Here is a 25,989-nt window from a genome sequence, read left to right as displayed (position 1 = left end):
CCCGCGGTCCCACGCGCCGTTCGTCGTGCGACGGTTCCCGCCCTACGGCTCCGGGGTCGACGCCTGCTTGGGCAGGAGGAGCGCGGGCAGCGCCAGCAGCGCCGCGGACAGGCACGCCACCTCGCCCATCGCCGCCAGCAGGCCGAAGTTCGCGAGCGCCTGGTTGCGCGACATCAGGAGGGACGCGTAGCCGATGATGGTGGTGGACGAGCACAGCGCCACCGCTCCGCCCGTCCCCTCGATGACCCGCGACAGCGAGCCGGGTCCCTCCTCGCGGTAGCGCAGGATGAGGTTGGCCGCGTAGTCCACCCCGATGCCAAAGGTGATGGGCAGCACCACGAAGTTGAGGAAGTTGAGCCGCAGCCGCAGCAGCGCGGCCAACCCCACCAACCACGCCACGCCCAGGAGCAGGCCGGCCAGCACCGTCAGCGCCAACCGCGCGTGGCGCGTCACCCCGAACACCAGCGCGGACACCGCGGCCAGCGCCAGCAGCGTGGCGCGCGGGCCATCTCGCAGGATGGCATGGGTGATGTCCGCGATGAGCAGGGGCCTTCCCATGGACAACGCCCGGCCCCCGGCATCGTGGATGGCGGCGCGGATGGTGTCGGTGAGCTGCAAGCCGTAGCGCGCGTCGATGGAGCCCACCCGCTTGGGGTAGGCGAACGCGACGCGCCCCACGGTGCCGTCGCGCTCGGTGAGCGGCTCACGGAGGGTGAGCGGCACCTCGTCCCATCGCGGGGGGCGCGCATTCGCGGGAGGGCGGTACATCCGAGCCTCGTGTCGGAGCGCCGGAGGCAGCATGGACAGCCGCGAGTCCGGCAACAACGCGCGCAACTCATGCATCAGCGGGAGCTTGGCTTCGGCGTCCATGGGCACCAGCGTGCGCGCGGTCCGCACCTCGCCGAGGATCGCCTGGTCTCCCAGCGCGCGCTGGCGTGCGTTGAGCAGGTCGACCACGCGCTGGAGATCCTCCGCGCTGTCGCCCACGATGACCACCGGCGTGAGGTACGACTGGAACACCTCGTCCACGCGATGGCCCCAGTAGATGGAGCCGTGCTTCTGGCTGTCGCGCGCGCGCAGCTTGTTGAAGTCCGCCTCCACCAGCGGGCCTTGATAGGACGTGACGGCCGCCACGCTCGTGGCGAGCAGCACCAGCGACACGACCTGGATGAGCCCGCGCCGGGACACCACCCAGCGCGCGAGCCGGGACGTGAGCGGCCGAGCCCCCACCACGTGGGCAAGCTCCATGGGCCGCGGCGACTCGAGCACGTACAACAGCGGAGGGAGGACCAGGTAGGCGGACAACCAGCACAGCGCCATGCCCATGCCGCCCATGACGCCGAACTGGTTGAAGCCGCGAAAGCGCGTCACCGCCAGCGACAGGTACGCCAGCCCCGCCGCGAAGGAGGCCACGAAGGTGGGCGCCACCGTGCCCGCCCAGGCGATGCGAATGGCCTCGGGGACGGGCACCGCCGCGTGCCGTTCTTCCAGGTAGCGGCCCAGGTAGATGATGGCGGCGTTGATGCCGTTGCCCACCACGATGGAGCCCAGGAACGCGGTGTTCGCGTTGAGGTGGCCAATGAGCACGTCCGCCAACCCGAAGGTGACGGAGCACCCCACCATGAGCGAGCCGATGATGGCCGCGAGCGCCCGCCAGCGACGGAAGTAGAGCCACAGCACGCCCGTGACGCCCGCGAGCACCACCACGCCCGACGTCAGCAGGTCCGACTGGAGCGCGGCCTGCTCCTCCATCATGGTCGCGACCTCGCCGTCGTAGCCCACGCGCATCGAAGGGTCGAAGTGCTCGGGATGCAGCGCCTGCACCTGCCGCCGCACCTCCTCCAGCATCGTGTGGTTGAACGCATAGCCGGTGGTGACTTGAGGCGGTCGCACCAGCAGCACCAGCCGCTTGCCGTCCTGTGACTGGTAATAGCCGGAGCGGAAGCGGTCCACGGAAGCGAGCCCCGCGCCCGAGTGGCCCAACAGGTCACGGAAGTCGAGCGAGGGAGGCTTGGCGTCCGCGTCGATCAAATCCACCATGAACGGGTTGAGGTGCATGCGCTCCCACTGCATGCGCGCCCGCACGCGCGCGACGAGCGTGCGCAGGTCCTCCACCGGCAGGTAGAACAGGCCGAACCGCTGGAAGAAGGCGCGCTCCGCGTCCACCCGGTACTCCACCGACCGGACCAGCGTGGGCGGCAGCGTGCGCAGTCGCTCCGCGAGCGCATCCGCGAAGCGCCGCAGCGCCTGCGGATCATTCCCCTCCAGCACGACCGACAGGTGGTTCACGTCATACAGGCGAGGCGTGAGGACGCGGGCCGCCACCACGCTCGGCGCATCCGAGGGGAGCAGCTCCTCCACCTCGCTGCGCAAGTCGCCATAGAGCTGGATGGACAGGGCCGTGCCCACCAGCGTGAGCACCGTCGCCACCAGGAGGACCTGCCGGCGACGCTCGAGGAGCGCCGTGACCAGCCTCCGCGAGAGCCTGTCGATCCAATCCACCATGGTGATGCCCCCGCGTCCGCGGCGAGAGCGCCGAGGCGAGGGCTCCTCGCGCTATAGCCCCATGGCGAAAGGACGCCGTGCGCACACACGCGCCCCGCTCACTGCGAGACATCCCGTGCAGGCGGGGTGTTCGCTAGTCCGCCCCGCGAGGCCCGCCGCGCGGGAATTGACCGGCTCCCCGGCGCGGCGGAGCATGCCCGCCCCACCGCCGCGCGGCGGACCGGACGTCCATGGACTACCAGGCGATACTCGACGAGGTGATGGAGGCGACCCGGCCCGTGCTCGGGCAGGGTCGCGTGGCGCGCTACATCCCCGCGCTGGCCGCGGTGGATCCGAACCACTTCGGCATGGCGCTGGCCACCGTGGACGGCGCGCTGTACGGCGTGGGGGACTGGCGCGTGCCCTTCTCCATCCAGAGCATCTCCAAGGTCTTCACCCTGGCGCTGACGCTGGCCCAGGACGGCGATGCGCTGTGGCGGCGCGTGGGCAAGGAGCCCTCGGGCAACCCGTTCAACTCCCTGGTCCAGCTCGAGTACGAGCAGGGCATCCCCCGCAACCCCTTCATCAATGCGGGGGCGCTCGTCATCACCGACCGGCTGCTCGGCCTCACGGGCGACGCGCGGGGCACGCTGCGCGACTTCCTGCGCGCGGAGAGCGGCAACCCCGACGTGGACTTCGACCCGGTCGTCGCCGCGTCGGAGGCCGAGCACGGCCATCGCAACGCGGCGCTGGCCCACTTCATGGCCAGCTACAGCAACATCGAGCGCCCCGTCCCCGAGGTGCTGGAGCACTACTTCTGGCAGTGCTCGCTGCGCATGAGCTGCGCGGACCTCGCGCGCGCCTGTGGCTTCCTCGCGCGCCATGGCCAGCGCGCGGGCGGAGAGCGGCTCCTCACCCGCAGCCAGGCCAAGCAGGTCAACGCGGTGATGCTCACCTGCGGCACCTACGACGCGGCCGGCGAGTTCGCGTACCGCGTGGGCCTGCCTGGAAAGAGCGGCGTCGGCGGCGGCATCATCGCCATCATCCCCAACCGCTGCGGCCTGTGCGTCTGGAGTCCCGCGCTCGACGCGCGCGGCAACTCGGTGGCCGGCGTCGAGGCGTTGGATCGCTTCACCACCCGAACCGGCCTCTCCATCTTCTGACCCCGCCCATGCCCGCTCCCTCCCCCGCGGAGACGTACCTCCTCGACTACCACCGCCGTCACGCGGGAGCCACGACCCGCGCGTTCGCGGGCCTCCCCGCGCGACGCGGCGCGGACACCCTGCCCTCCTCGTATGCCTGCCTCGCGACGGAGGTGCCGGACGACGGTCGGCCCCGCACGGTGCTGGACCTGGGATGCGGCGATGGCACGCTGCTCGCCCTGCTCGCTCAGCAGCGGACGCCCGGGCTCACGCTCTTCGGGCTGGACCTCAGCGCGCATGAGCTGACGGGGGCCCGCGCGCGGCTCGGCGACGCGGCCACGCTCCTGCAGGGCAGAGCCCAGACCCTGCCCTTCGCGGACGCGAGCATCGACCGTGTGCTCAGCCACCTGGCGCTCATGCTCATGGACGACGTGGAGACGGTCCTCACGGAGGTGCGCCGCGTGCTCAAGCCCGGCGGCCAGGTCTCCGTCGTCGTCCCGGGCACACGTCCTCCGACCGAGGCGGTGGCCACCTTCATCCAGGCGGTCCGGTCCTCCCACGCGGTCCCCTCCCTGCCCCTGGGAGACGCGCGCGTGCGCTCGGGCGAGGGGCTGCGAGGACTCTTCGGAGCGGGGTTCAGCGTCCGGTCCGACGAGGAGCTGGAGGTCATCGGCGACGGGCCACCGGAGCGCGTGTGGGAATCGCTGGCGACCACCTACGACGTCGACCGGATGTCCCAGGAGAACCGCGCCGCGCTGCGCACGACGTTCCTCGCCGCCGTCGCGCCGCTCCTCCGCTCCGACGGTGTCCTGCCGTATCGCTGGGGCCTGCGCCAGCTCACCGCCGCGCGCGCGCCCTGAGCTGGCAGGCCACGGCGAGCATCCTCATGTTTCCCTTGGACTCGAGGTCGCGCGAGCGCGGCCTCCATTCCCGAGGGGGAGCATCATGGCACGCGCGATCATCAAGAGAGCCAGCGACTCGGACGAGCACCGCCCGTTCGTGGCGCATGGCGGATCCGACGTCTTGAAGTTGGGAGAACTCACCGTGGGCCGCGCCGTCTTCGAGCCCGGCTGGCGCTGGTCCAAGGACGTGAAGCCCTTGGCCGGAACCGAGTTCTGCGAGGTCGTCCACACCACGTGCATCCTCTCCGGGAGGATCCACGTCAAGATGCGCGACGGCCAGGAGTTCGAGCTCGGCCCGGGTGACGTGGCCTTCATTCCACCCGGCCACGACGGCTGGGTGGTGGGCGACGAGCCCTGCCACGCGGTGGACTTCACCGGAGCCGAGGACTACGCCCGCGCACGCGCCGGCAAAGAAGAGGAGGCACGCCCGTCCCTTCAGTGAGCCACGCGCCGTCGCGCGCAGCCGTCCCACACGGCCACCGCGACCATCACCAGCGACGTCCAGCCGTTGACCGTGAGCAGGTTGGTGAGGAAGGACAGCGGCGTCAGGACCGCGAGCGCCCCCAGCCCCATGAAGTGCGAGGCTGGGAAGCGGCCGTACACCACCCGCTTGTAGACCGCGTTCCCCAGCAGGTAGATGGCGGGACCCGCGATCAACACCGCGGCGGACACGGTGTCGGTGCGCGCATCCGGGTGGCCAATCGCGCGCTCGTTGCCCACCGCGGAGACGATGACGCCCGCGACGATGGTGACGTGCACGTAGTGGAAGTACGCCCCGATGCGGCCCGGGTCCTTCGAGTGGATGATGGCCTCGCTGCCGTCCTTGCTGCTCGTATCGAAGTACACCCACCACATGGCTACGCTGCCCAGGAAGGCCACGATGGTCGCCAGCAGGATGGGCGTGTCCCAGTGCTCTCGCGCGCTGAGCGTGACGCCCGTCTCCAGGATGGACTCCCCCAGCGCGACGATGACGAAGAGCTGACAGCGCTCGGCCAGGTGTCCGCCCTCGATGGTCCATTCGGACGTCCGCGAGCGGCCCAGGCCCGGCGTCCAGAAGCCCACCATGGGCGCGATGTACTGGGTGGCCACCGCCGCGACCCAGAACGCCAGTCGCTCGGCGCCTTCTCGCAGACCGCCGAGGATCCACAGCGCGCTTGCCGCGCTCAACCACGCGAGCATGCGGTGGAAGTTGGGTGCGAGCGCGTGACGGGGCCCCAGCTGGAGCACGATGAAGAGGGTCCGCCCGACCTCCATCGCCGCGAAGCAGCCCGCGAAGACCCAACCTCGTGAGCCGAACGCCTCGGGAATCGCCGCGGACATGACGAGGCTCGCCAGCATCATCCCGAGCAGCAGCAGGCGGATGGGCATGGCCTCCGGGTTGAACCAGTTGGTCACCCAGCAGGTGTATTGCCACGCCAGCCACACCGCGAACCACAGCACCAGCGTCTGGAACGCGCCGAGCACCGTGAGGTGCTCCAGCAACTGGTGCGACAGCTGCGTGACGGCGAAGACGTAGACGAGGTCGAAGAACAGCTCGGCATACGAGACCCGCGCCTCGTGGCCATCCCGCACGCGCAACAATGAACCGGAGCCCCACAGGGCCATGTGCCACTCCTCCGCGCGGACGGTCGCCAGCGCCCGCGCGAATCCAAGCACACTCCACGCCCCGGACAGCGGGCCGTCAGTCCCCGCGCTCGTGCTCCAGCAACCACTGCTTCGTGGCAAGCCCACCCGCGTACCCGGTCAGCTTGCCGCTCGCGCCCACCACGCGGTGGCACGGCACGACGATGGACACGGGGTTGCGCGCGTTGGCGGACCCCACGGCTCGGGCCGCCCCCTCGCGCCCCACATGCCGAGCCAGCATCGCGTAGGTCCACGTGGTGCCCGGCGGAATCTCCTGGAGCGCGCGCCACACCGATTGCTGAAAGGGCGTCCCCTCCGGGTCGAGCGCGAGCTGGAAGGCCGTGCGCTCACGCGCGAAGTACTCCTGAAGCTGGCGCCGCGTTTCGCGCAGCACGGGCTGCGCGTCATCGGCGTGGGCGTCGAGGTCCCGCGCGCGCCGGTGGTTCGGAAAGTAGATGGCGCACAGTCCGCGCTCACTGGCGAACAGGCGCAGAGGCCCCACGGGGCTGGCCAGGGTGGAACTGAAGAGTCGAGTCATCCGCCGGCTCCAAGAGAAAGACGGGCCCACAGATGCATCGCCGCGTAGGCGCGCCACGGGCGCCAGGACTCGGCGCGCTGGGAGAGTTCCTTCGTCGTCACGCCGCCGAGCGCCTTGCGCAGCGCCAGGTCTCCCTCCGGGAACGCATCCGGCCAGCGCAGCGCGCGCATGGCGACATAGTGCGCCGTCCACGGCCCGATTCCCGGCAGCGCATCCAGCGCCGCGATAGCCTCCGCGGCGTCCGTGTCGCGCTCCAACCGCACCGTGCCTTGCACCAGGGCCCGCGCCACCCCGAGCACGCTGTTCGCGCGCGACGCGGGCATCCCCAGCGCCGCCACTTCATCCAGGGTGCGCGCCGCGACCTCCTCCGCGGTCGGAAACAAGCGCGACAGCTCCGGGCCCGGAGCGTCTTCCAGCGGTGTGCCCCATCGCGCGGCGAGCCGACCGCTCAGCGTGGTCGCGGCCTGGACGGAGACCTGCTGGCCCAGGACCGCGCGCATCGTCAGCTCGAAGGCATCGAACGCGCCGGGCACGCGCAGCCCGGGGTGCGCGCGGAGCGTTCCCTCGAAGACCGCGTCGCGCTTCAGCGCCTCATGGACGAGCGCGGGCTGCGCATCCAGGTCGAAGAGGGCCCGCAGCCGCGAGGCCACGCCCATCAGCACCGACGACAGCGACAGCGAGACCTCGGCGATGAGCGCGGGCCGCGCCTTCGCGTGGCGCACGACGACCCAGCCGCTCGTGTCACCCCATCGCACGGTGCGTCGGTACTCGCCTTCGCTCACGTGCTCCACGCCGGGGATGGCGCGGGCTCGCAAGAAGGACAGGAGCGCCTCCCAGTCGAGCGGAGGGCGGTAGTCCAACCGCAAGACCAGCGAACGCGACGGCGTCCCTTTTCCCCCCGCGCGCCGCAGCGCCGACGGCGGCCGACCGAAGCGACCGCGGAACAACGCGTTGAAGCGCCGCACGCTCTGGAAGCCGCTGGCGAACGCGACCTCCGTGAGCGGCAGCGACGTGTCGTGCAGCAGTTGCTTGGCCAGGGCCAGCCGTCGCGACTGCGCGAGGTCCACCGGAGAAATTCCCAGCTCGGCCTCCAGCGCGCGGCGAAGATGGCGCGCCGTCACGCCCAGCTCCTCGGCGAGCGCCTCCACGGAGGACGTGTTGAGCACGCCCTCGTCAATGCGAGCCACCGCCGCGGCGACGAGCCGAGGAACGGAGTCGACGGGCGCCTGCCCTGGCGCCAGCTCCGGCCGACAGCGCAGACAGGCTCGGTAGCCCGCCAGCTCCGCTTCGGCGGCCGTCCGATAGAAGGAGCACCGGTCCATCCGCGGCGTGCGCGCCGGACAGATGGGGCGGCAATAGACCCCGGTCGTCGACACGCCGACGAAGAAGAGTCCATCGAAGCGGCGCGCGCGTGCGCACAAGGACTGGTAACAGGTTCGTGGATCCAACGTCTGCATCACGCCGCTCTCGTAACCCGCCTCACGCGTCCTGTCTGGTCACTTTCGGACCTGGCAGCAACAGCGCTCAGGAAGCCCCTGCGAACCGAAGTCCCTGGGCAACCTCTTCCTCGCGAAGCGCTCGCCACGCGCCCTCCGCCACGTCGAGCCCCACCTCGCCCACGGCCTCGCGATGCAGCGCGAGCACGGGATGTCCCACCGCCGAGAGCATCCGCTTCACCTGGTGATGACGACCCTCGGTGAGCACCAGCTCCACCACGTCCGCCTCGCGCAGCCGCGCCTCGGCGGGTCGGGTGAGTCCGTCATCCAGCACCACGCCCTCGCGCAGCCGCACGAGGGCCGCGTCTCCGGGCCGTCCCGCCACGCGCGCCACGTAGCGCTTGGGCAGGTGCGCCTGCGGCGCGGTGGCGTGGCGCACCAGCCGCTCGTCGTTGGTGAACAGCAAGAGGCCCGTGGTGTCCCGGTCCAGGCGCCCCACCGCGAGCCACTCGTACCCGCGCAGCGCGGGAGACAGCCGGGCCGTCAGGTGCTCGAACACCGTGCCCACGCCCTCCGGGTCCGAGCCGTGCACCACCAGCCCCGCGGGCTTGTGCAGCATGACCGCCCGGGTAGGAGCCTCCAGGCTCCGCGGCTCGCCATCCACCCGCACGCGCGAGGCGGGCCCCACCGGAGCAAAGGGCTCGCGCGTGACGTGCCCGTCCAGCTCCACGCGCCCCTCGAGGATGGCGCGCTCCGCCTCGGCCCGGGGCATCACCCCCGCTCGGCCCAGGGCCCGCGACAGCCAGTCCGCTCGCTCGCCCTCCGGCGTCCCGGCGCCCCGCAGGCGCGCGGCCTCCAACCATCGAGGCGTCCGCTGTTTGCGTGTCACGTCAGCTCCCTCCCGGGCACCCACCTGCGGCGGGCGACCCGGCAAACACCTGAAAGGCCGCGCATCCCGTGCCTACCTCGCACTCGGACGCCCCCAAGGGAAGGGGCGTCACGCGCCCGTGGTTTGACTCCCTCTCGGTGCTCTGCCATGTGCGCCGCGACCGTGTCCTCCGCGCTCGAAGGTACGCCCGTGGTTCCGTCGGAAATCCTCGCCTCCACGTCCTCGCTCCCACCCCCTGCCCCCGCGGTGACGTTCATCCTGCGGCTGGGACAGGCGCTCCACCGGTATGGCACGCCCGCCCATCGCCTGGAGGGGCTGATGCAGCGGGTGTGTGAGCGCCTGGGGTTGGATACCCGCTTCTTCTCCACGCCCACCGCCATCTTCGCCTCCTTCGGTCCGCCCGAGGCGCTGCGCACCTGCCTCATCCGCACCGAGCCCGGGGACACGGACCTGGAGCGCCTGACGCTGCTGGACGTGCTCACGGATGACGTCATCCACGGGCGCATGTCCCCCAGCGAAGGCGCGATGCGCGTGGAGGCCATCCTCGCGCGCCCGCCGCGCTACGGCCCGCTGCTTCAAATCCTGTGCTGGACGCTGGCGGGCGCCGCCGCGGGCCGGCTCTTCGGCGGAGGTCTGCGGGAGATGCTGGTGGCGGCGCTCAGCAGCTTCGCCATCGGCGCGCTGGACCTCGCCACGGTGAAGCAGCCCTCCACCGCGCGCGTGCTCGAGTTCGCCGCGGCCATCATCTCCTCGGCCACCGCCGCCGTCGCCGCGCGCTTCCTCGGGCCCCTGTCCGTGGAGGTGGCCACGCTGGCGGGGCTCATCGTGCTGTTGCCGGGCCTGGCGCTCACCGTGGCCATCAACGAGGTGGCCACGCGCAACCTCATCTCGGGAACCTCGCGCCTCACGGGCGCGGCGCTCGTCTTCCTCCAGCTCGGGTTCGGCGTGGCGCTCGGCGGCAAGGTGGCGGTGATGCTCCCGCCCGCTCCGGTGGGCATGACGCCCGCGGCGCTGCCCCCCTGGACGGCCGTGGTGTCGCTGCTCGTCGCGGGCTTCGCGATCGCAGTGCTCTTCCGCGCCCACCCTCGTGATTGGGGATGGATTGCGCTGGGCGGCACGTGCGCGTTCGCGGGCTCTCGCCTGGGCGCGCTGTTCCTCGGGCCTCAGCTTGGAGCCTTCGTGGGCGCGCTGCTGTTGGGCATTGGCAGCAACGCGCTGGCGAAGCTGCGCAACCGCCCGTCGATGACCACGGTGCTGCCGGGCCTCATGCTGCTGGTGCCCGGAAGCGTGGGCTTCCGCAGCCTCGCGTCGCTGATGGAGCGAGACGTGGTGGCCGGCGTGGACACCGCCTTCTCCATGCTGATGGTGGCCGTGGCGCTCGCGTCGGGGCTGCTGGCCGCCAACGCGGTCCTGCCGCCCCGCAAGGTGCTCTGACGCGGAGCCTCAGCCGCGCGTGAGGACGAGCGTCGCGATGGCGAGCAGGAAGTACGGCACCAGCGCCGCCGCGCCCCCGTACTCCTTGGCCATGCGCTGGCCGAAGAAGAGGCACACCAGCGAGCCCGCCGACAGCGCCGCGCCCATCCACGCGAGCCGCGCGGCCCCGGAGACGACGAGCGCCACCACGCCCGCCGCGCTCACCGCGCCGGACGCCAGCTCCATCAGCGTGAGGACGGCCAGCATCGGCGCCACCACGCCGCGCAGGGGGGACTTGGAGAAGTGGCCGGTGAGCCAGCCCAGGTTGCCCTTCCAGTCCACCACCTTGTCCACCCCCGACTGGAGGAACAGGATGGCGAGGAAGGCGGCGCACAGCACCTGAGGCAACCACTGGGTGAACGCGGGCGAGTCGAGAGGCGGCATGGCGCGCACTCTAACCGCCTCGCGCCCGTCCCCAAGCCCGGCGAGCAAGCGACCCACCGGACGCCCCTGGGTATCCCTCGACGGGCTGCCTAGCTTCCAGGGGTCATGGCATCCGACCGGGTCGCCCAACGCGTCTTCACCGGCCTCATCCTGCTGTCCCTGTTCCTGCTGTGCCTGGTCATCCGCCCGTTCGCCGAGGCGTTCTTCCTGGCGGCGGTGCTGGCTGGCACGTTCTCGGGGCTGCACCGATGGCTGACCCGCAAGCTGCGCGGACATGACCACGTGTCCGCGGGGCTCATCTGCGCCGCCTTCGTGCTCGCGCTCTTGATTCCGCTGGGCGGGCTCACCGCCTTCCTCATCACGGAAATCTCCGAGGGCGTGCGCTTCATCGGGCAGACCATCCAGCACGAGGGGCTGCAAGGACTCGTCGACAAGCTGCCGGACATCCTGCGCGTGCCCCTGGAGAAGATGCTGGAGCAGCTGCCGGTGGAGCAGGAGAGCCTCAACCGCACCTTGCAGCAGCAGGGCGCGGCGGCGGCCAAGGCGGTGACGGGGGCCGTGGCGGCCACGGGCTCCATCGCGCTGCAGACCGCGATGATGCTCATCGCCTTCTTCTTCTTCCTGACGGACGGGGACCGGCTGGTGCGGTGGCTGGAGAGCGTCTCGCCGCTGCGGCCCGGACAGACGCAGGAGCTGCTGCGCGAGTTCCGCGCCACCTCGGTGTCGGTGCTGGTGTCGTCGGTGGCCACCGCGGGCGTGCAGGCGGGAGCGGCGCTGGTGGGCTACCTCATCGGCGGCGTCCCGGCCCCGCTGTTCTTCGCGGGGCTGACGTTCTTCTTCGCCCTCATCCCGGCGGTGGGCGCGGCGGTGGTGGTGCTCGCCGCCGCCCTGCTGATGCTCCTGAGCGGCCACGCCTGGACGGCCCTCTTCCTGACCATCTGGGGCGTCGCGGTGGTGGGCGTGGTGGACAACATCGTCAAGCCGCTGCTGGCTCGCAAGGGGATGAACCAGCACGGGGCCATCGTCTTCTTCGCCCTGCTGGGAGGACTCGCGGCGTTCGGCGCGGTCGGGCTGCTGCTGGGCCCGCTCATCGTGGCGTTCTTCCTCACGCTGGTGAGAATCTCCCAGCGCGACGAGCGGGCCCCGGCTCAGTCCTCCCCACCTCCGCCCAGCGCGTCAGGGCGAGGGTAGCGCGCGGTACGCCTCGCGCAGCGCCTCGGGCGAGGCCGCCACGCGCGCCGCGACCCGCGTGGCCTCGGCGACAGGCAACCGGCCCAGCAGGCTGCGCTCCAGGTGCTGCGCGATGAAGTCCTGGGACTCATCCACCTTCACGTCCACCACCTGCCCCTTCGCGTCCAGCACGGGCACCAGGCGCGGCGAGGAGATGAGCAGCATCGTGGGCACGTCCAGCCGCTTCACGCGCGCGGTGATTTCGTCGCGCAGCGCCGGCTCGAAGTGGATGCCCTTCTCCTGCACGAGCGCGCGGATGCCCTCGTAGTCCCCGGTGGCCTTGATGACCATGAGCTTGGAGAGCAGCTCGCCCACCGCCTCGCGCATGCGGGCGTAGTCGGTCACCGTCCAGTAGGTGCGGCCATCCACGACCTTCTGCGCCACCGCGCCCTTCTCGCGCAGGTACGTCACGGTCATCTGGTGTCCGCGCTGATGGTCCTCCTCGAAGCTGTCCCCCGTCTCCACGCTGCGCAGGTTGGTGAGGCCCTCCGCCAGGAAGTCCCGGTACATCTGCCGCGCGATGGCCTCGTGGTCGGGTGACAGCTCCGCGAGCGCCGGGTCGTAGGCGTGCCACAGCGCGACCAGGTCCGCCCGCGCCTCCTCCAGCGTGTTGTCGTACTCGCGCAGGAACGCGGAGGGCGGCTGTCCCTTGAGCTTGGGGTCCACCTGCCCGGAGGCATGGCCCAGCACCTCGTGGAACGCCACCAGCCACTTGCGCGCGGTGACGGAGAAGCGCGCGGCCTGGGCGCGCTCCTCCTCGGTGGGAGACAGCTCCATGGCCATGGGCAGGCGCACCAGCGCGGACGCGGCCTCCATGACGTTGGTCACCATGACGCTCTTGCTGCCGTAGCGCTCCCGGATGTGCTGCTCATTGGGCAGGTTGATGCCCGCGGGCGGCTGCGGGTACGTGGTGATGAGGTTGATGGCCTTGGCCACCGGCGGCGCCACCTTCTTGCGCTTGTACTTCTGGGGCCAGGGCAGCCGGTCCTCGAAGTACTGCGCGCGCCGTCCCATCAACTCCATGATGCGGTTCTCCTTCGCATCGCGGTAATTGACGAGCGCCTCCCACTGGCCCTTGTGCCCGCGAGGATCCACATACGTCTCGATGAAGCCGAGGTTGGCGTCCACCTGCGGATCCACCTTCAGCCACGCGATGTTGTACGCGTCCCAGTCCTTCAGGTCGCCGGTCTGGAAGAAGCGCACCAGCTTGCCCAGCGCCGCGCGCTGCGCCGGAGCCGCCGAGCGCATCGCCTCCCCCAGGTGCCCGTTGACGCGCGCCAGCTCGCCCGCGAACAAGCCGGGCGCCACCTTGCCGTCCGGAGTGCCCGCGCGGAACACCTGCTCGACGAGCTTCCCGTCCTGCTTCACCACGCGCGAGTCGAGCGGGTACTTCTCGTTGAAGCCCTCCAGGTCCTTCATCGTGACGCCGGGGCCGTAGGCCGTGTTGGCCGACGCGGTGAGCAGGTCCTGCCCGGGTGGCGGAGCCTTGGAGGTGAGCTGCGGCTCGAAGCTCGCATCGAAGAGGGTGGGACGCAGCTCGGTGAGCCACGCCTTCAGGCCCGCCTCGTCCTTCACGCCCAGGGGCGCTCCCGCCTTCAGCGCGCGCACGGCGGCGGCCTCGAGTTGCTCGGGCGTGAACTCGGGGACGAACTTCTGCCCGGTCACCTGATCATGATTGCCGGTGTGGCCATAGAAGCGGACCAGGTAGTTGCCGAGCTGGGTGTCGAACGCGGCGCCCTGTCCCTCGCGGCCAAACAGATACACGCTCTCCAACAGGCGCTTGGCGGGGACCAGCTTCCACCCGAGCTGCGCATAGGCGATGTCCTCGCCCGCGTGCGCCGCCAGCGTGAGGGACCACGCCACGCGCTTGTCGGCGGCAGACAGCGCCGGGACGCCGGGCGCGAAGACCTGCGCGACGGCGGTGGTTCCCAGCCGCTGCTTGAGGAAGTCACTCGACGAGGCGGGCGCCGCGCTCGGGGCGGGGGGCGCGGCGGCGAGCAGGGCGGCCAGGAACAGGGGCGTCATCATGCGGCTCCGGAAATGAGAGGTCGGGTGCGTGGCTAGCGCGCTCCTCGGGCCGACTCAAGCGCCCTCGTGCCTCGAGGACCATGGACAGACATCTCGCCCGGGGCACCGCGGCGCGCACGTGTCGCCAGGTTCTCCGCACCGGGCCCGAGGGAAGCCACGTCACGCGTCATCCCATCCGACAACGACGATGCACTAGCATTCGCGACCGCGTGCTTCCCCCCACGCTCGGAAAGGCTCCCATGCATCCACCTCCGCGTCGCGCACGACTCGCGTTGTTGTTCGTCCCGCTCCTCGCGCTCGCCCTTCAACCCGCCTGCGGAGACGAGCCTGGAGAGCCGCAAGGCCCCGGTCCCAGCGCCGACGCGGGCCCCAAGGATGCAGGCCCGGAACAGCGCGACGCGGGCCCCGAATGGACAGACGCCGGCCCCACGGATGCGGGCCCTGACAGGTCTGACGCCGGTCCCTCGGATGCCGGCCCCACGGAAGACTGCGCCGCAGTTCCGGACGAGCCACTGCCTCCGCCTCCCGTCGTCCGGGACACGACGGTGGACATCCTCACGCGGCTCACCGCCATCCCCGGCCTCACCGTGCGCGAGAACCCCGACCGCGTCCCAGTCCCCTCCGGCTATCGCTTCTTCACGCTGGAGTACGACCAGCCCGCGGACCACAACCGCCCTGGCTGCCAGCGATTCACCCAGCGCCTGACGCTGCTCCACAAGCTGGATGTCGCCCCCATGGTCTTCTACAACTCCGGGTACTTCGTGGGCCCCACCGCGGGCCGCCGAGAGTTGACGGCCCTGCTCAGCGGCAACCAGCTCTCCATCGAGCACCGCTACTTCCCACCCAGCATCCCCAAGCCCACGGACTGGAGCCTGCTCACCATCCGCCAGTCCGCGGCGGACTACCACCGCGTCATCCAGGCACTGAAGGCCGTCTACACGGGCAAGTGGATCTCCACGGGCGCGAGCAAGGGTGGCGAGACCGCGGTCTTCCACCGCCGCTTCTATCCAAACGACGTGGACGGCACCGTGGCCTACGTGGCGCCGCTGGCCCGCGCGGACGACGAGCGCTTCCCCGCGTTCCAGGCGGCCGTGGGTGGAGACGCCCAAGCGGAGTGCCGCGAGCGCATGCACACCTTCCAGCGTGTCGTGCTGGGACGCCGCGAGCGGATGCTCACGTTGTTCCAGAACTACGCCACGTCACAGGGCAAGACGTTCACGAGGCTCGGCATCGAGAAGGCCTTCGAGCACTGCGTCATCGAGTCCTACTTCGCCTTCTGGCAGTACTACGCCCCCAGCGACTGCTCCGCGTTCCTCGGCGACAGCGCGACCGACGCGGAGCTGATGACGGTCCTCCAGGATTACTCGCCGCTGGAGACGTTCATGGACGAGGGCAACAGCGGCGTCGTCGCGTATCAGGCGTATTACTATCAGGCCGCCGTCGAGCTGGGCTGGCCCAAGCCCTATGACGACCACCTGGGCGCGCTCGTCCACTTCCCAGACACAGACACCGGACCGCAGTATGCGCCCCCCGGCGTCCCCTTGCCCTTCCGCCCCGAGTCCATGCAAGACATCCGGACCTGGGTGACAACGCAGGGCGAGCGGCTGATGTTCATCTATGGCGAGCTGGACCCGTGGACGGCGGCCGCGTATCCGCTGGGCCAGGCCAAGGACTCGTTCCTGTTTCAAGCCCCGGGGGCCAATCACGGGAGCTTGATCCGCTCCCTGAGCGTCTCCGACAACGCGACCGCCACGCAGGTCGTGCGGCGCTGGGCGGGAGTCTCCACGCTGCAGGTCCTGCGCGTCCCCGACGAGCCGGAGGCCCCCGCCTACAACGAGTTCGATCCGCACCTGCCCACTCGCCTGCGCGTGTCACCCGGACGCGCGCGCCACTGAGCGAGCCACGAGACCCGAGGCGCCTCACGGATAGGTGATGGACCCCACGTAGTTGGCCTCCGTGGGGGCGCACTCGAAGTTCAGCGAGGGTTGGATCCTCGGCGTATCGAACACCCGCTCCAGTTGCCCCGGCCGGCGCACCACCACGTGCGCATCCACCGGGGTGCTGACGTCCACGTCCGGCGTGAAGGTCGTCAATGACAGACAGATGTCATAGGTGCCCGGCGGCGGAGTCGTCCCCAGCGGCCAGTAGATGTTCTCGGGCCCCAGCCCCTTGCGCGCATCCACGTCCAGGATGCCGCGGTCCGTGGCGTCGCTGGGGCCCGGGTTCCAGAACGAGATGAGCTTGCCCGTGGGCGTGCGCACCAGGAGGTCCGCGTCCCCGTCGCGATTCCAGGTCGCGGTGAACTGGAGCGCGCCGCCGCCCACGCAGACCCCGAGTTCGCACGTCCCACCATACGCACAGGCATGTCCACACGCGCCGCAGTGGAGCACGTCGGTCTGGGTGTCCACACAAGCGCTACCGCAGACGGTGCGCGGCGCCAGACAATCCGGCTGGCACGTGTAACCGCCCGGCGTGTTCACACACAGCTCGCCCGGCGCGCACTGGGCCGTGCCCAGGTAGCACTCATCCACGTCCGTGCAGACGCTGGGTTGCCCATGGCAGGTATAGCCATGCTCCACCTGGCAGATGCTGTTGCAGCCATCCCTGGACTGGAGGTTGCCGTCGTCGCACGTCTCGACGCCATTCGTCTGGCCGTCGCCACAGACGACCCGGCCCGCCGCCTCGATGGCATCCACCATGAACAACTCGATGACCGACCCGCGCAGGCGAACGTAACGGTAGGACGCGCTGCCGCCTCGGAACGGCACCATCGCGACGTGCGTCCCCACGCTCACGTTCACCAGGCGCAACGTCCCGGTGGTCAGCACGGTGCCATCCGCGCGGAGGAAGTCCACCTGCGTCGCCACCGACAGCTCGACGCCCTGGTAATACACCTTCAGGTTTCCCGTCCCCTCCTCGCCCGCGCCCAGGTCCAGCACGAGCGACGCATTGAGCAGCCCGAGCACCGTGGCCGCCTCGCCATCCGGCGCGCCCACCGCGTTGTTCGCGTTGAGCACCGTGGCCGTGGTTCCAGGTGCCACGGCGTCCGCGTACAGGTCTCCCCCCAGCTTCACGCCCTGGGAAGCACGGACGAGCGGAGCGGGACGGGTCGCCAAGGCCGCCTCGCTCACGGGCAGCTCTCCGCACGCGACACCCAAGGCCCCCGCCAGCAACGGCGCCAGGACGCGCCCCGAAGCCATGCGTCGATGCCTGCTCATGGTGAACTCGCTTTCGCCCGAGGAATGAGAGGGATTCCGGGCACGGGCCGTCCCGGTTGGGATGTCCTGCACGCAGAAGTCTTTCCCAATTCCTCAGCGCGCCACGGGTCAGGCGGACCTCGCCGTGGAAGGCCCGACACTCAGCGCGGCGCCCAGGGCGACGAATGCCGCGCCGCGAACATCGCCCCGCGCGCAAGCATCCACCATCGACAGGCGGACCTCCCCGCGGGGTCATGCTCCCGGCGCGCGTCGAGTTGTGCGCGGAGCCCAGGTCCCCCCAGAATCGTCGCCATGCCAACGTGGCGCCCTTCTTTGTGGCTCGTGTTGCTCGCGCTCGGCACGTCCGCGAGCTGCGCGAGGAACCTTGCTCCAGCTCCCACCGAGCCGCCCGTCGCGCAGCCCGCCGCCCCTACCGCGACTCCGAGCCCCCCACCTCCGAGCACCCTTCCTCCCGCCACGCTCGAAGCCGCGCTCCAGCTCCGCGCGCGTGGACAACACGACCCAGGCCTGCGCGTCCTGGAGCGTGTCTTCGTTCACGCCAGCGAGGCCGGAGACGTGTCCACCGCGGCGAGGGCCCTGCAACGTCAGGGAGACCTCCTGCTGGACCTGCAGCGCTGCGAGGAGGCGGGCCGCTTCTATCAGCGCGCGCTGGTGCTCTACGAAGCGCGCGGAGACCTCGCCATGGCCGGACTCGCGGCGAATGACCTCGGCTTGTGGAGCCGCCGCTGCGGCAACCTGGAGACCGGGGCCATCAGCTGGTTCACGCTGGCCATGGAGCGCCGACGCGCCGCGGGCGACCTGCCGGGCCTCAGGGTCAGCGCCAACAACCTCGGCGCCACGTACTTCAACCTGCGGATGACCGAGGAGGGCCACCGCGCCTACCTGCAGGCCCTGGCCGCCGCCGAGGCCCTCCACGACGCGAGCGCGGAGCGACAAGTGCACGCCAACCTCGCGCTGCTCTGGACGCTGGAGGCCGAGCACCACGCGGACTGGGACGACGGAGAACCCCCGCCGCCGGTGGCACCGGACTCCACCGCCCAGCTCAAGGCTCGCGAGCACTTCGCGCGCGCCCTCGAAGCGGCGCATCGCGCGCAGGAGCCCGAGTCCGCCGTGTGCGCCACGTTCGGCCGGTTCAGCAATCGCTGCGACCGTCTGGCGCCGCGGGCTCAACGCGCGCCGTAGACGCCAGGCACGGGCGTGGCCTCCGAAGGGAGCGCCCGCGAGGCGTCGAAGCGCTCCAAGTGAGGGCCCCAACGCTCCAGGAAGCCCGCTCGCATGAGCGCGGCATCCTCCAGGACGATCCGCTCCAACGGCACGTCCAGGCCCGCCATGAGGAACAGCGCGTGCGCCGCGAGCCGCCGCACCTCGCCATCCGAGTCATCGAGCGCCTCGAGCAGCGCGCGCGCCGCCTCGGGGCGAGCCAACGTGGCGAGTGACTCCACCGCGAATCGCCGCGCGCCCTGCAGCTCCGCCTGAAGGTACTCGCGGATGGCCTCGATGGCCTTGGGCGTACCCGCCGCCGCGAGGAGCATCATGCGAGGCCGGCCGTGCAACGTCTTCGCCTCCAGGCCGAAGGGCTCCAGCGCGGGCCCGGGATGGAATGTCAGCGCCCGCAAGGCGGCACAGCGCGGATCCGGGTCCTCGTCTCCCGGGCGACAGCCGATGGGCTCCGTACCGGAACCGAGCACGGCGAGCAGCGCCTCGGTGGCGCGTGGATCCGGAGCGGGACGAAAGACCACCTCGCGTGTCTGGGCGCGGAGGTCCGAGCGCAGGTGCAAGTCAGGCAGCGCGTCGAGGAAGGTGTCGCGCTTGGAGAGAGAACCAAAATAGGCGAGTGACTCCACGGCTTCATTGCGCAGCTCCATGGAGCTGGGCTCCTTGGCGCGCTGGGTGAGCAGGGGAAGCGCGGCGCTGTCCTGGAGCCTGCCCAGGAGGAACACCCCTCGGCGCTTGGACTCGGCGGACAGGTCCGAGCGCTCCTGGTCTTCCAAGAGCTGGCGCACGAGCGCACTGAAGCGCTCGGGGCCCAATTCCTCGCGGCTGCGGAAACAACGCGCCAGCAGGTCGAAGTTCTGAGGCAGCGCCACCGCGCGACGCGAGGTCTTCGCGGGCGCGCGGGCCCACGTGAGCAAGGCCGCATCCGCGCCGACGGGCGTCGCCGCCACGGCATGGGACTGAACGCCCAGCACGAACATCCACAAGGACAGCCAGAGGTGTCGCGGCATGGCGACAGTATCGCCTGTCGCAGCGGCCGGCGGGAGCCATCCACGCTCCCACCGGCCCAAGTCAGCGCGAACCCTAGAAGGCCGCGCCGCTCGCGCGCAGACCGGGCGAGGACGACAGGCTGGACACGCTCGTGTGCAGCACGAACGTGCCGGTGGCGCTCACGTCCGGGCTGCGGTTGGCGGACACGCCATCCGTACCGGTGAGCGACGAGGCGAACGTGGCCGTGTCCACGACCGTGCCGGACGCGTTCTTCACCGTCACGGTGTCACCGCTGTTCGACAAGCCCAGCGTCCCCGAGGACGCGGCCACCGCGCCCACCGTGCCAGCGGGGATGCCGGACGCGGCGCCGAACACGACCACGGCCTTGCCGGCCGCCAGCGACGTGCCGCTCGCGAACGTGTGCCGCACGCTGCTCGCGTCGGACACGGTCCAGCCGCTCAGGTCCACCGCCGCCGAGCTCGTGTTGACCAACTCCACGAACTCGCCGCTGACGTCCGAGCCCGCCTCGTTGAGCAGCACCTCGTTGATGAACACCGTGCCGGTGCCCCCGGTGGACGTGGTGATGGTGAAGGCCGCGTTGCTCGAGTCCGTCACCGTGGCGTCCGAGGCATCGCTCACGCGCACCAGCGCGGTGGTGCTCGCGGTGGAGGGGACCGTCCACGTGTAGCTGCCCGCCGAGGCCGGCGTGCTCGCCGCCAGCGTGGTCCACGTGGAGCCATCCAGCGTGTACTCCACCTTCACGTTCGTCACGCTGGAGGAGGTCCAGGTGATGGTCTGCGCGCTCCCCGCCGCGTAGCTCTCGCCGCCGTTGGGCGAGCCCACCGTCACGCTCCCCACGGGCGCCGCGTCCCCGGGGATGAGGAAGTCCTTGATGACACCCATGTGCTGCATGCCGTTGGCGCCACTGTCGGCCGCCAGCGCGGGAGCAATCTCCGCGATGGGCGAGTACACGCGCGTGTCCGCCACCAGGCCGCTGGCGAACGAGCTGCCGCCGATGACCACCGACGTCTGATACGCGCGCAGGTCGCTGTCCACCAGCACGTGGTCATACGGGCTGTTGCGTCCGGCGTTGGTGTTGCCGTTGCCGTTGCGATCCGCCGGATACGGCGACGCGGTGTTCACCACGGCGGACAGCGTGTTCAGACACCCCTCGGTGCGGCTGCCGGTGTTGAAGTCACCGCCGATGACGAGGTAGTCGCTCGCGGGGACGTTCGCCTGGATGAAGCTGAGCAGGTTGGTGGCCTCCGTGTTGCGCACGCTGGAGCTGGTGGTCAGCAGGTGCACGCTCACCACCCACAGGTCCTTGGGACCCGGCACGTCGATGCGCGCCCACGCGAAGTCGCGGTTGGTCACGCTGGTGTCGTCCCACTCACCCGAGGCGATGATGGGCCAGCGGCTGATGATGCCGTTGGGGATCTGCGCCCCACCCTCGCGGTAGTACGAGAAGCCCGTGCCGAACGCCGTGTCCACGAACGTGCGCAGGTCCGCCGCCGAGTTCGACAGGTAGTTGAACTCCTGGATCATCACCACGTCCGGCTTCGTCCCCTGGAAGATGCGGATGCCGTGACCTGGGTCGTAGTTCTGCCCGGTCCCACTGGAGATGTTCGCCGCCATCAGGCGCATGCGCACGCTCGTCAGCGGCGCCTCGGCCGTGGCCAGCGGCTCCGACGCCGTGACCTCCGGCGCGGTGCTCCCACCGCACGCGGCGGCCAGCAACAACGACAGCGCACCCACCCAACGCCAAGGATTCTTCATCCGTCTTGAAACCACAGTCTCAGTCAGCACGATGTCCGGTCCTGCTCCGCTCGGGAGCGTGGAGGTTTCTCGAGAACCACGGCGGCCTGATGCACGCGCGAACGCGTACACAATGACCATCATGTTTATCGCGCGAACCGAGAAGAGATTGTGTGAACGATATTGTCTGAAATATTGTTTCGCCGTCGCGGCGGCGGTGGACAGCGCCACGAACAGGTATCGCCGCCCCTGTTCCCGGTGTTCTCAGGCGACGCAGCCCCCGTCGCCGCTCGACACGGGAGGCGTGCGCTTCGGGGCTGGCTCGCGGCGCGTCTCCCTGTCGCATCCCAAGAGAGCATCCGAGCCCTCGTCCCGAGCCTCGCGGCATCTTCCATCTGAGCGCCCTGAAGCAGCGATGCGCTGTTGTGGAGCCCGGCTCGGGTGCTCATCGTCGAAGGCATGCGCGCCATCGACACCCAGGACGAGCGGATCGCCACCTTGCTGGTCGCGGACGACCGCGGACTGCCGCGCGATGGCAGCACCGACGTGCAGGTGCGCCTGCGCGATGGCCGCCGCTTCATCGTCACGTTGCACACGCTGGAGGCGCTCGCGCGCCGGCTCGAGGACGCGCCCGCGTTCGTCATGTCGGGTCTGCTGCTCGTCAAGCGCATGACGGACGCGGCGGTGGTGAGCGCCGTGTGCGCGGCGCTGGGCGAGGGGATCGAACGGTACGGCGCGCTCCAGCCCCCCATCGAGGAGTAGCGCGAGGAGTAGCGCGAGGAGTAACGCGAGGATTGGCGCGAGGCTCAGCGTGTGGCCCACGCGACGTCCCGACTGGACGCCCGCGAACACGGGCCACGCCGCGTGTCCGCGAGCGGATGGACGTCCCACCCGTGGGCCCTCTCCGCGAGGACGCGCTGATACCTCGCCGCGGATGAACCTTCATGTCTTGAAACGCAGTCGAGTGGGGTGGCTCGTTGCGGGGGGACTGCTCGCTGCCTGCGCGGGAGAGGATGCGGCCGAGCCCTCCATGCAGACGGGGACCGTCGAGCAGGCGCTCATCACCTGCGGCCCGTTCTGTCCGCCTGGATACACTTCCGTGGGGTTCGCGTGCGGCACGGCCTGTCCGGGGACCTGCCCGAATGCGGTGTCCTGCGTCCCCATCCCACAGGGCGCGACCCTCACCGCGACGCCTTCATCCGTCCCCGTGCAACCTGGGAAGTTGGGCACGTCGCGCATCTGCTGGAACACCTCGGGGCTTCACTCTCCGGTGTGGATCAAGGTCAGCGCCCATGGCGCGCCCGAGCAGCTCTTCACCAAGGAGAGCGACTCGGGCCGCGCGTGTGAGAACGCTCCCTGGATTCAAGCGGGCAGCTCCTACGTCTTCAGCATCCGCACGCAGAAGACCGGCGGCTCCGTCCTGGCGAGCGTCACGGTCGTAGGGGTTCCAACTCCCTGACGCGCAGTGCGTTGGCCCGCCGCGGCGCGAGGCGCTCCCCCACTCGACGCCGCACCTCGCCGCGCGCGAAGGAGATTGACGGCGCGGGAGGGGAGCGCTCGGATGCGCGCCCATGACCCAGCTGCGAACCCGCGCTGAAGCTTCGAAGTACAAGGAAACCTCCCGCCACGCCGATGTGCTCGCCTTCGTCGACGGGCTCTGCCTCCAGACGAAGCTCGCGCGCCGCGTGGACTTTGGCCTGAGCGGCGAAGGCCAGCCCCTGGTGGCGCTCATCCTGAGCGACCGGGGCTGCTTCACGCCCGAGCAGGCGCGCAAGCAGAAGAAGATGGTCGTGATGGTGGAGGCCAACATCCACGCGGGCGAGGTGGAGGGCAAGGAGGCGGTGCTCGGGCTCGCGCGCGACCTGACGCTGACCTCGCTGGGCAAGAAGCTGCTCGACTCGCTCTGCCTCGTGCTGATTCCGAACTTCAACCCGGACGGCAACGACCGCATCAGCCCCAACAACCGCAAGCTCGACCTGAAGAACCTGGAGGGGCAGGTGAACCCCGAAGGGGGCGTGGGCACGCGCTACACGGGCGAGGGCTGGAACCTCAACCGCGACAGCATGAAGCAGGAGGCGCCCGAGACGCGCGCGCTCGCGGCGTTCTACCAGGCGTGGTACCCGGACCTGTTCATCGACTGCCACACCACCGACGGCAGCATCCACGGCTTCGACCTGACGTACGACACGTCGCACTCGAACGAGCCGCTGTTCAGCGAGCTGCGCGCGCTCAACCGCGTGCTCCTGGAGCGCGTGGCCAAGGCGGTGAAGACGCGCCACGGCTTCGACAGCTTCTGGTACGGCAACTACAAGCAGGAGGGCGACCCGCGCTCCGGCTGGCACACCTACCCTGCCCTCCCGCGCTTCGGCAGCCACTACCGCGGACTCCTGGGTCGGCTCGACGTGCTGCTGGAGACCTACAGCTACATCGACTTCCCGCGCCGCTGCGCGGTGATGCGCGCGTGGTTGCTGGAGCTGATCCGCGACGCCGCCAAGCACGCCAAGACGTACCGCGCCGCCACCGCCGCCGAGGAGCAGCGCATCATCGACCGAGGCACCACGCCCGACGTGAGCGAGTTCGTCGGCATCAACTACGGCGTCGCGACGCGAGACGCGGAGGGCGCGCTGACGTTCGACTACCCCGCCTATGCGAAGGCCGGCGACACCGCGCGCATCCAGTCCTTCGATGAGGCGAGCATCTCGGCGCGGCGCTTCCCGGGGAAGCGGAAGCGCGAGTACACGATGCCGCACTACCGCACGTTCGTTCCGACGCACGCGGTGAGCACGCCGGAGGCGTACCTCGTCCCGGCCGAACTCGCCTCGCGCCTGGAAGGCCATGGCATCCGCTTCGAGCGACTGTCCGCCGCGAAGTCCTTCATGGTGGACAGCTACCGCGTCACGCGCCGCGAGGAGACCTTCAGCCCGGACGTGGCCGCCAACATGCCGCCGCCCGGCGAGGCCGAGCTGCCGCAGAGCCAGAAGCCCAAGCCCGTGCGCTTCGAGACGGTGCTGACGGTGACCCCGGAGCGCCTCACCCAGGAGTTCCCCGCCGGCACGCTGTACGTCCCCACCGCGCAGCGCGGTGGCACGTTGGCGGTGTACCTGCTGGAGCCGCACTCGGATGACGGCTTCTGCCGGTGGCAGTTCGTGGACGCGCTGCTCGGAACGAACGAGTTCTACCCCATCCACCGCGTGGTGAACGCGACGAGCGCGCCCAAGAAGGTGGAGTAGTCCGCGCCCGGCCGCTCAGGAGGACGCGGGGGCCACGTTGCCCGCGCGTCCCGGAGCGGCCAGGGCGAGCCCCAGCGCGGCGGTGGCGGTGAGGCCCGAGGCGATCGCGAACTGCAGCGCGAAGTGTCCCCGGGCCAGCGACATGGCCGCCACGGCCAGCGACCCGCCCAGCAGTCGCATGGCGTAGAGCGTGCTCGTGATGATGCCCCGGTGATGCCAGGGCGCTCGCGACTGAGGCCCCAAGAGCGACGTGCTCGCCGCGGGCCCAAGCCCCAGGCCCACGATGGTGAGGCACGCGAAGGTGGCCACCACGCCCCAGCCTCGCGCGGCGGCAAGCGACAGCAGGCCCGCGCCCAAGGCCGCGACGACGAAGCTGAGGCCCACGCTGGCGCGCATGCCGCCCCGCACCAGGACCTTCACGCCGAAGGTGGAGCCCACGGACCACCCCACCAGCATGGGCACGAGCGCGAGCCCCGCGCCGAGCGGCGTGTGGCCTCCCTGCTCCGTCATCCACAGCGGCACCCACGCCGACATCGTGTACAAGAGCGCGCCCGCGAACAGTCCGCCCGCGACGCCACTCAGCACGGTGCGGTCCGTGGCCAGCTCGCGCGGCAGCAGGGGCATGGAGACCGCGCGCTGCTGACGCGCGAACGTCACGCCCACCAGCACGGCCCCGAGCGCGCAGAACAACCGCGTCCCCATCCCACCGGGCTCCAAGGCGAACAGCAACAGCGCGGCGGAAGCGCCCGCGAGCAACGGCCCCCAGCGGTCCAGCGGCTCGCCCACGCGGCGAGGCGGATCCCGGTAGGACAGGTGCAGCAGCGTCGCGGCGAGCAGGCCCACGGGCAGGTTGACCAGGAACACCCAGCGCCACGAGGCGTGCATCACCAGCCAGCCGCCGATGAGCGGGCCCAGCGCATTGGCCCCGCCCCACGCGCCGGTGAACAGGCCTTGGATGGCCGCGCGCTCGCGCAGCGTGTAGAGGTCGGCGCTGATGGTGAGCGTGGTGGGCTGCAGCGCGCCGGCGCCCAGTCCCTGCATGACGCGGAACGCGATGAGCGCGGGCATCGACGTGGCCAGGCCGCACAGCGCCGAGCCTCCGAGGAACAGGCCCATGCCGAAGAAGAAGACGGGCTTGCGCCCCAATCGGTCCGCGAGCTTGCCGGACACGAGCACGCCCACGGTGGAGGCGAAGAGGAAGGCGGAGAAGACCCACGAGTAGAGCTGGGGTCCACCCAGCTCACGGGTGATGGTGGGCATGGCACTGGTCACCACCGTGCCCTCGAAGGCGCTGACCACCAGGGCCAGCAACACCGCGCCGGTGGCCACTCGACGGGCCGCGCCCGGACGCATCGCGGACACCGACTGAGACGTCAGCTCGCTTCCATCCATGGCCCCCATGTATGCGGAAGGCGGGCATGCGGAAACCGCATCTTTCGCATAGGCTCGTTG

Annotated in this window: 21 protein-coding genes; 10 read left to right on the top strand and 11 right to left on the bottom strand. The window is 70.6% G+C overall.

The features are described 5' to 3' along the window. Positions 1-42: 42 nt before the first annotated feature. Positions 43-2,505: an MMPL family transporter gene (locus JGU66_32355; GenBank protein ID MBJ6765470.1), complete on the bottom strand. Its 2,463-nt coding sequence runs from the start codon at positions 2,503-2,505 to the stop codon at positions 43-45. A 230-nt stretch (positions 2,506-2,735) separates the two neighbouring features. On the opposite strand from JGU66_32355, the gene JGU66_32350 reads away from it, so the two are divergent. The 3 genes from JGU66_32350 to JGU66_32340 all read left to right on the top strand — a co-directional run bounded on the left by JGU66_32350 (position 2,736) and on the right by JGU66_32340 (position 4,970). Then, entirely contained in the window at positions 2,736-3,647 is a 912-nt protein-coding gene (locus tag JGU66_32350) for a glutaminase (GenBank protein MBJ6765469.1), read from the top strand. Positions 3,648-3,655: 8 nt separating this feature from the next. Continuing rightward, the gene (locus tag JGU66_32345) at positions 3,656-4,486 is read left to right on the top strand and encodes a class I SAM-dependent methyltransferase (GenBank protein MBJ6765468.1); all 831 of its coding nucleotides are present in this window, start codon (positions 3,656-3,658) and stop codon (positions 4,484-4,486) included. Between the two features lie 85 nt (positions 4,487-4,571). Beyond that, positions 4,572-4,970: a cupin domain-containing protein gene (locus JGU66_32340; GenBank protein ID MBJ6765467.1), complete on the top strand. Its 399-nt coding sequence runs from the start codon at positions 4,572-4,574 to the stop codon at positions 4,968-4,970. Here JGU66_32340 and JGU66_32335 read toward each other — a convergent pair. The 4 genes from JGU66_32335 to JGU66_32320 all read right to left on the bottom strand — a co-directional run bounded on the left by JGU66_32335 (position 4,964) and on the right by JGU66_32320 (position 9,014). Next, complete coding sequence (locus JGU66_32335; protein MBJ6765466.1) at positions 4,964-6,133, bottom strand: low temperature requirement protein A; 1,170 nt, start codon at positions 6,131-6,133, stop codon at positions 4,964-4,966. The two genes, JGU66_32340 and JGU66_32335, sit on opposite strands and share 7 nt — an antisense overlap. A 76-nt stretch (positions 6,134-6,209) precedes the next feature. Beyond that, the gene (locus JGU66_32330) at positions 6,210-6,689 is read right to left on the bottom strand and encodes a methylated-DNA--[protein]-cysteine S-methyltransferase (GenBank protein MBJ6765465.1); all 480 of its coding nucleotides are present in this window, start codon (positions 6,687-6,689) and stop codon (positions 6,210-6,212) included. Then, entirely contained in the window at positions 6,686-8,149 is a 1,464-nt protein-coding gene (locus tag JGU66_32325) for a helix-turn-helix domain-containing protein (GenBank protein MBJ6765464.1), read from the bottom strand. The genes JGU66_32330 and JGU66_32325 overlap by 4 nt, the downstream gene beginning before the upstream one ends. A 64-nt stretch (positions 8,150-8,213) precedes the next feature. Then, the gene (locus tag JGU66_32320; GenBank protein ID MBJ6765463.1) at positions 8,214-9,014 is read right to left on the bottom strand and encodes an rRNA pseudouridine synthase; all 801 of its coding nucleotides are present in this window, start codon (positions 9,012-9,014) and stop codon (positions 8,214-8,216) included. Between the two features lie 147 nt (positions 9,015-9,161). Here JGU66_32320 and JGU66_32315 point away from each other — a divergent pair, with 147 nt between their 5' ends. Beyond that, the gene (locus JGU66_32315) at positions 9,162-10,448 is read left to right on the top strand and encodes a threonine/serine exporter family protein (protein ID MBJ6765462.1); all 1,287 of its coding nucleotides are present in this window, start codon (positions 9,162-9,164) and stop codon (positions 10,446-10,448) included. A 9-nt stretch (positions 10,449-10,457) separates the two neighbouring features. Here JGU66_32315 and JGU66_32310 read toward each other — a convergent pair whose 3' ends face one another. Beyond that, positions 10,458-10,871, bottom strand: coding sequence for a DoxX family protein (locus tag JGU66_32310; protein ID MBJ6765461.1), 414 nt, complete (start codon positions 10,869-10,871; stop codon positions 10,458-10,460). Positions 10,872-10,976: 105 nt separating this feature from the next. Here JGU66_32310 and JGU66_32305 point away from each other — a divergent pair, with 105 nt between their 5' ends. Continuing rightward, positions 10,977-12,062, top strand: a complete 1,086-nt coding sequence (locus JGU66_32305; GenBank protein MBJ6765460.1) for an AI-2E family transporter — start codon at positions 10,977-10,979, stop codon at positions 12,060-12,062. On the opposite strand, the gene JGU66_32300 is transcribed toward JGU66_32305, so the two are convergent. Further along, positions 12,048-14,126 (bottom strand): peptidase, encoded by a 2,079-nt coding sequence (locus JGU66_32300; GenBank protein MBJ6765459.1) that lies wholly within the window; start codon positions 14,124-14,126, stop codon positions 12,048-12,050. The two genes, JGU66_32305 and JGU66_32300, sit on opposite strands and share 15 nt — an antisense overlap. A gap of 83 nt (positions 14,127-14,209) precedes the next feature. On the opposite strand from JGU66_32300, the gene JGU66_32295 reads away from it, so the two are divergent. Continuing rightward, positions 14,210-16,024, top strand: coding sequence for a multidrug transporter (locus JGU66_32295; GenBank protein ID MBJ6765458.1), 1,815 nt, complete (start codon positions 14,210-14,212; stop codon positions 16,022-16,024). A 24-nt stretch (positions 16,025-16,048) separates the two neighbouring features. Here the strand turns inward: JGU66_32295 and JGU66_32290 are convergent, their stop codons facing one another. Beyond that, the gene (locus JGU66_32290) at positions 16,049-17,347 is read right to left on the bottom strand and encodes a DUF4215 domain-containing protein (GenBank protein ID MBJ6765457.1); all 1,299 of its coding nucleotides are present in this window, start codon (positions 17,345-17,347) and stop codon (positions 16,049-16,051) included. A gap of 291 nt (positions 17,348-17,638) precedes the next feature. Here JGU66_32290 and JGU66_32285 point away from each other — a divergent pair, with 291 nt between their 5' ends. Continuing rightward, on the top strand, positions 17,639-18,529 hold the full coding sequence (locus JGU66_32285; protein MBJ6765456.1) for a hypothetical protein: 891 nt from the start codon (positions 17,639-17,641) through the stop codon (positions 18,527-18,529). On the opposite strand, the gene JGU66_32280 is transcribed toward JGU66_32285, so the two are convergent. Both JGU66_32280 and JGU66_32275 read right to left on the bottom strand, forming a co-directional pair. Next, positions 18,514-19,572: a HEAT repeat domain-containing protein gene (locus JGU66_32280; GenBank protein ID MBJ6765455.1), complete on the bottom strand. Its 1,059-nt coding sequence runs from the start codon at positions 19,570-19,572 to the stop codon at positions 18,514-18,516. The genes JGU66_32285 and JGU66_32280 overlap by 16 nt on opposite strands. A gap of 73 nt (positions 19,573-19,645) precedes the next feature. After that, positions 19,646-21,328, bottom strand: coding sequence for a lamin tail domain-containing protein (locus JGU66_32275; protein MBJ6765454.1), 1,683 nt, complete (start codon positions 21,326-21,328; stop codon positions 19,646-19,648). A gap of 420 nt (positions 21,329-21,748) precedes the next feature. Between JGU66_32275 and JGU66_32270 the strand changes: the two genes are divergently transcribed. The 3 genes from JGU66_32270 (at position 21,749) to JGU66_32260 (ending at position 24,537) form a co-directional block, all read left to right on the top strand. Next, a complete protein-coding gene (locus tag JGU66_32270) occupies positions 21,749-22,069 on the top strand; it encodes a hypothetical protein (GenBank protein ID MBJ6765453.1) in 321 nt (106 codons plus the stop codon). 187 nt (positions 22,070-22,256) lie between these two features. Continuing rightward, complete coding sequence (locus JGU66_32265) at positions 22,257-22,766, top strand: hypothetical protein (protein ID MBJ6765452.1); 510 nt, start codon at positions 22,257-22,259, stop codon at positions 22,764-22,766. Positions 22,767-22,878: 112 nt separating this feature from the next. Then, positions 22,879-24,537, top strand: a complete 1,659-nt coding sequence (locus tag JGU66_32260) for a hypothetical protein (protein MBJ6765451.1) — start codon at positions 22,879-22,881, stop codon at positions 24,535-24,537. 15 nt (positions 24,538-24,552) lie between these two features. On the opposite strand, the gene JGU66_32255 is transcribed toward JGU66_32260, so the two are convergent. Beyond that, on the bottom strand, positions 24,553-25,929 hold the full coding sequence (locus tag JGU66_32255; protein ID MBJ6765450.1) for an MFS transporter: 1,377 nt from the start codon (positions 25,927-25,929) through the stop codon (positions 24,553-24,555). Positions 25,930-25,989 lie beyond the last annotated feature (60 nt).

It is taken from the genome of Myxococcaceae bacterium JPH2, from assembly GCA_016458225.1.
Taxonomy (GTDB): Bacteria; Myxococcota; Myxococcia; order Myxococcales; family Myxococcaceae; genus Citreicoccus.
Note: the sequence above shows the minus strand (reverse complement) of the source record. Positions and strands in the feature narration are given on the sequence as shown.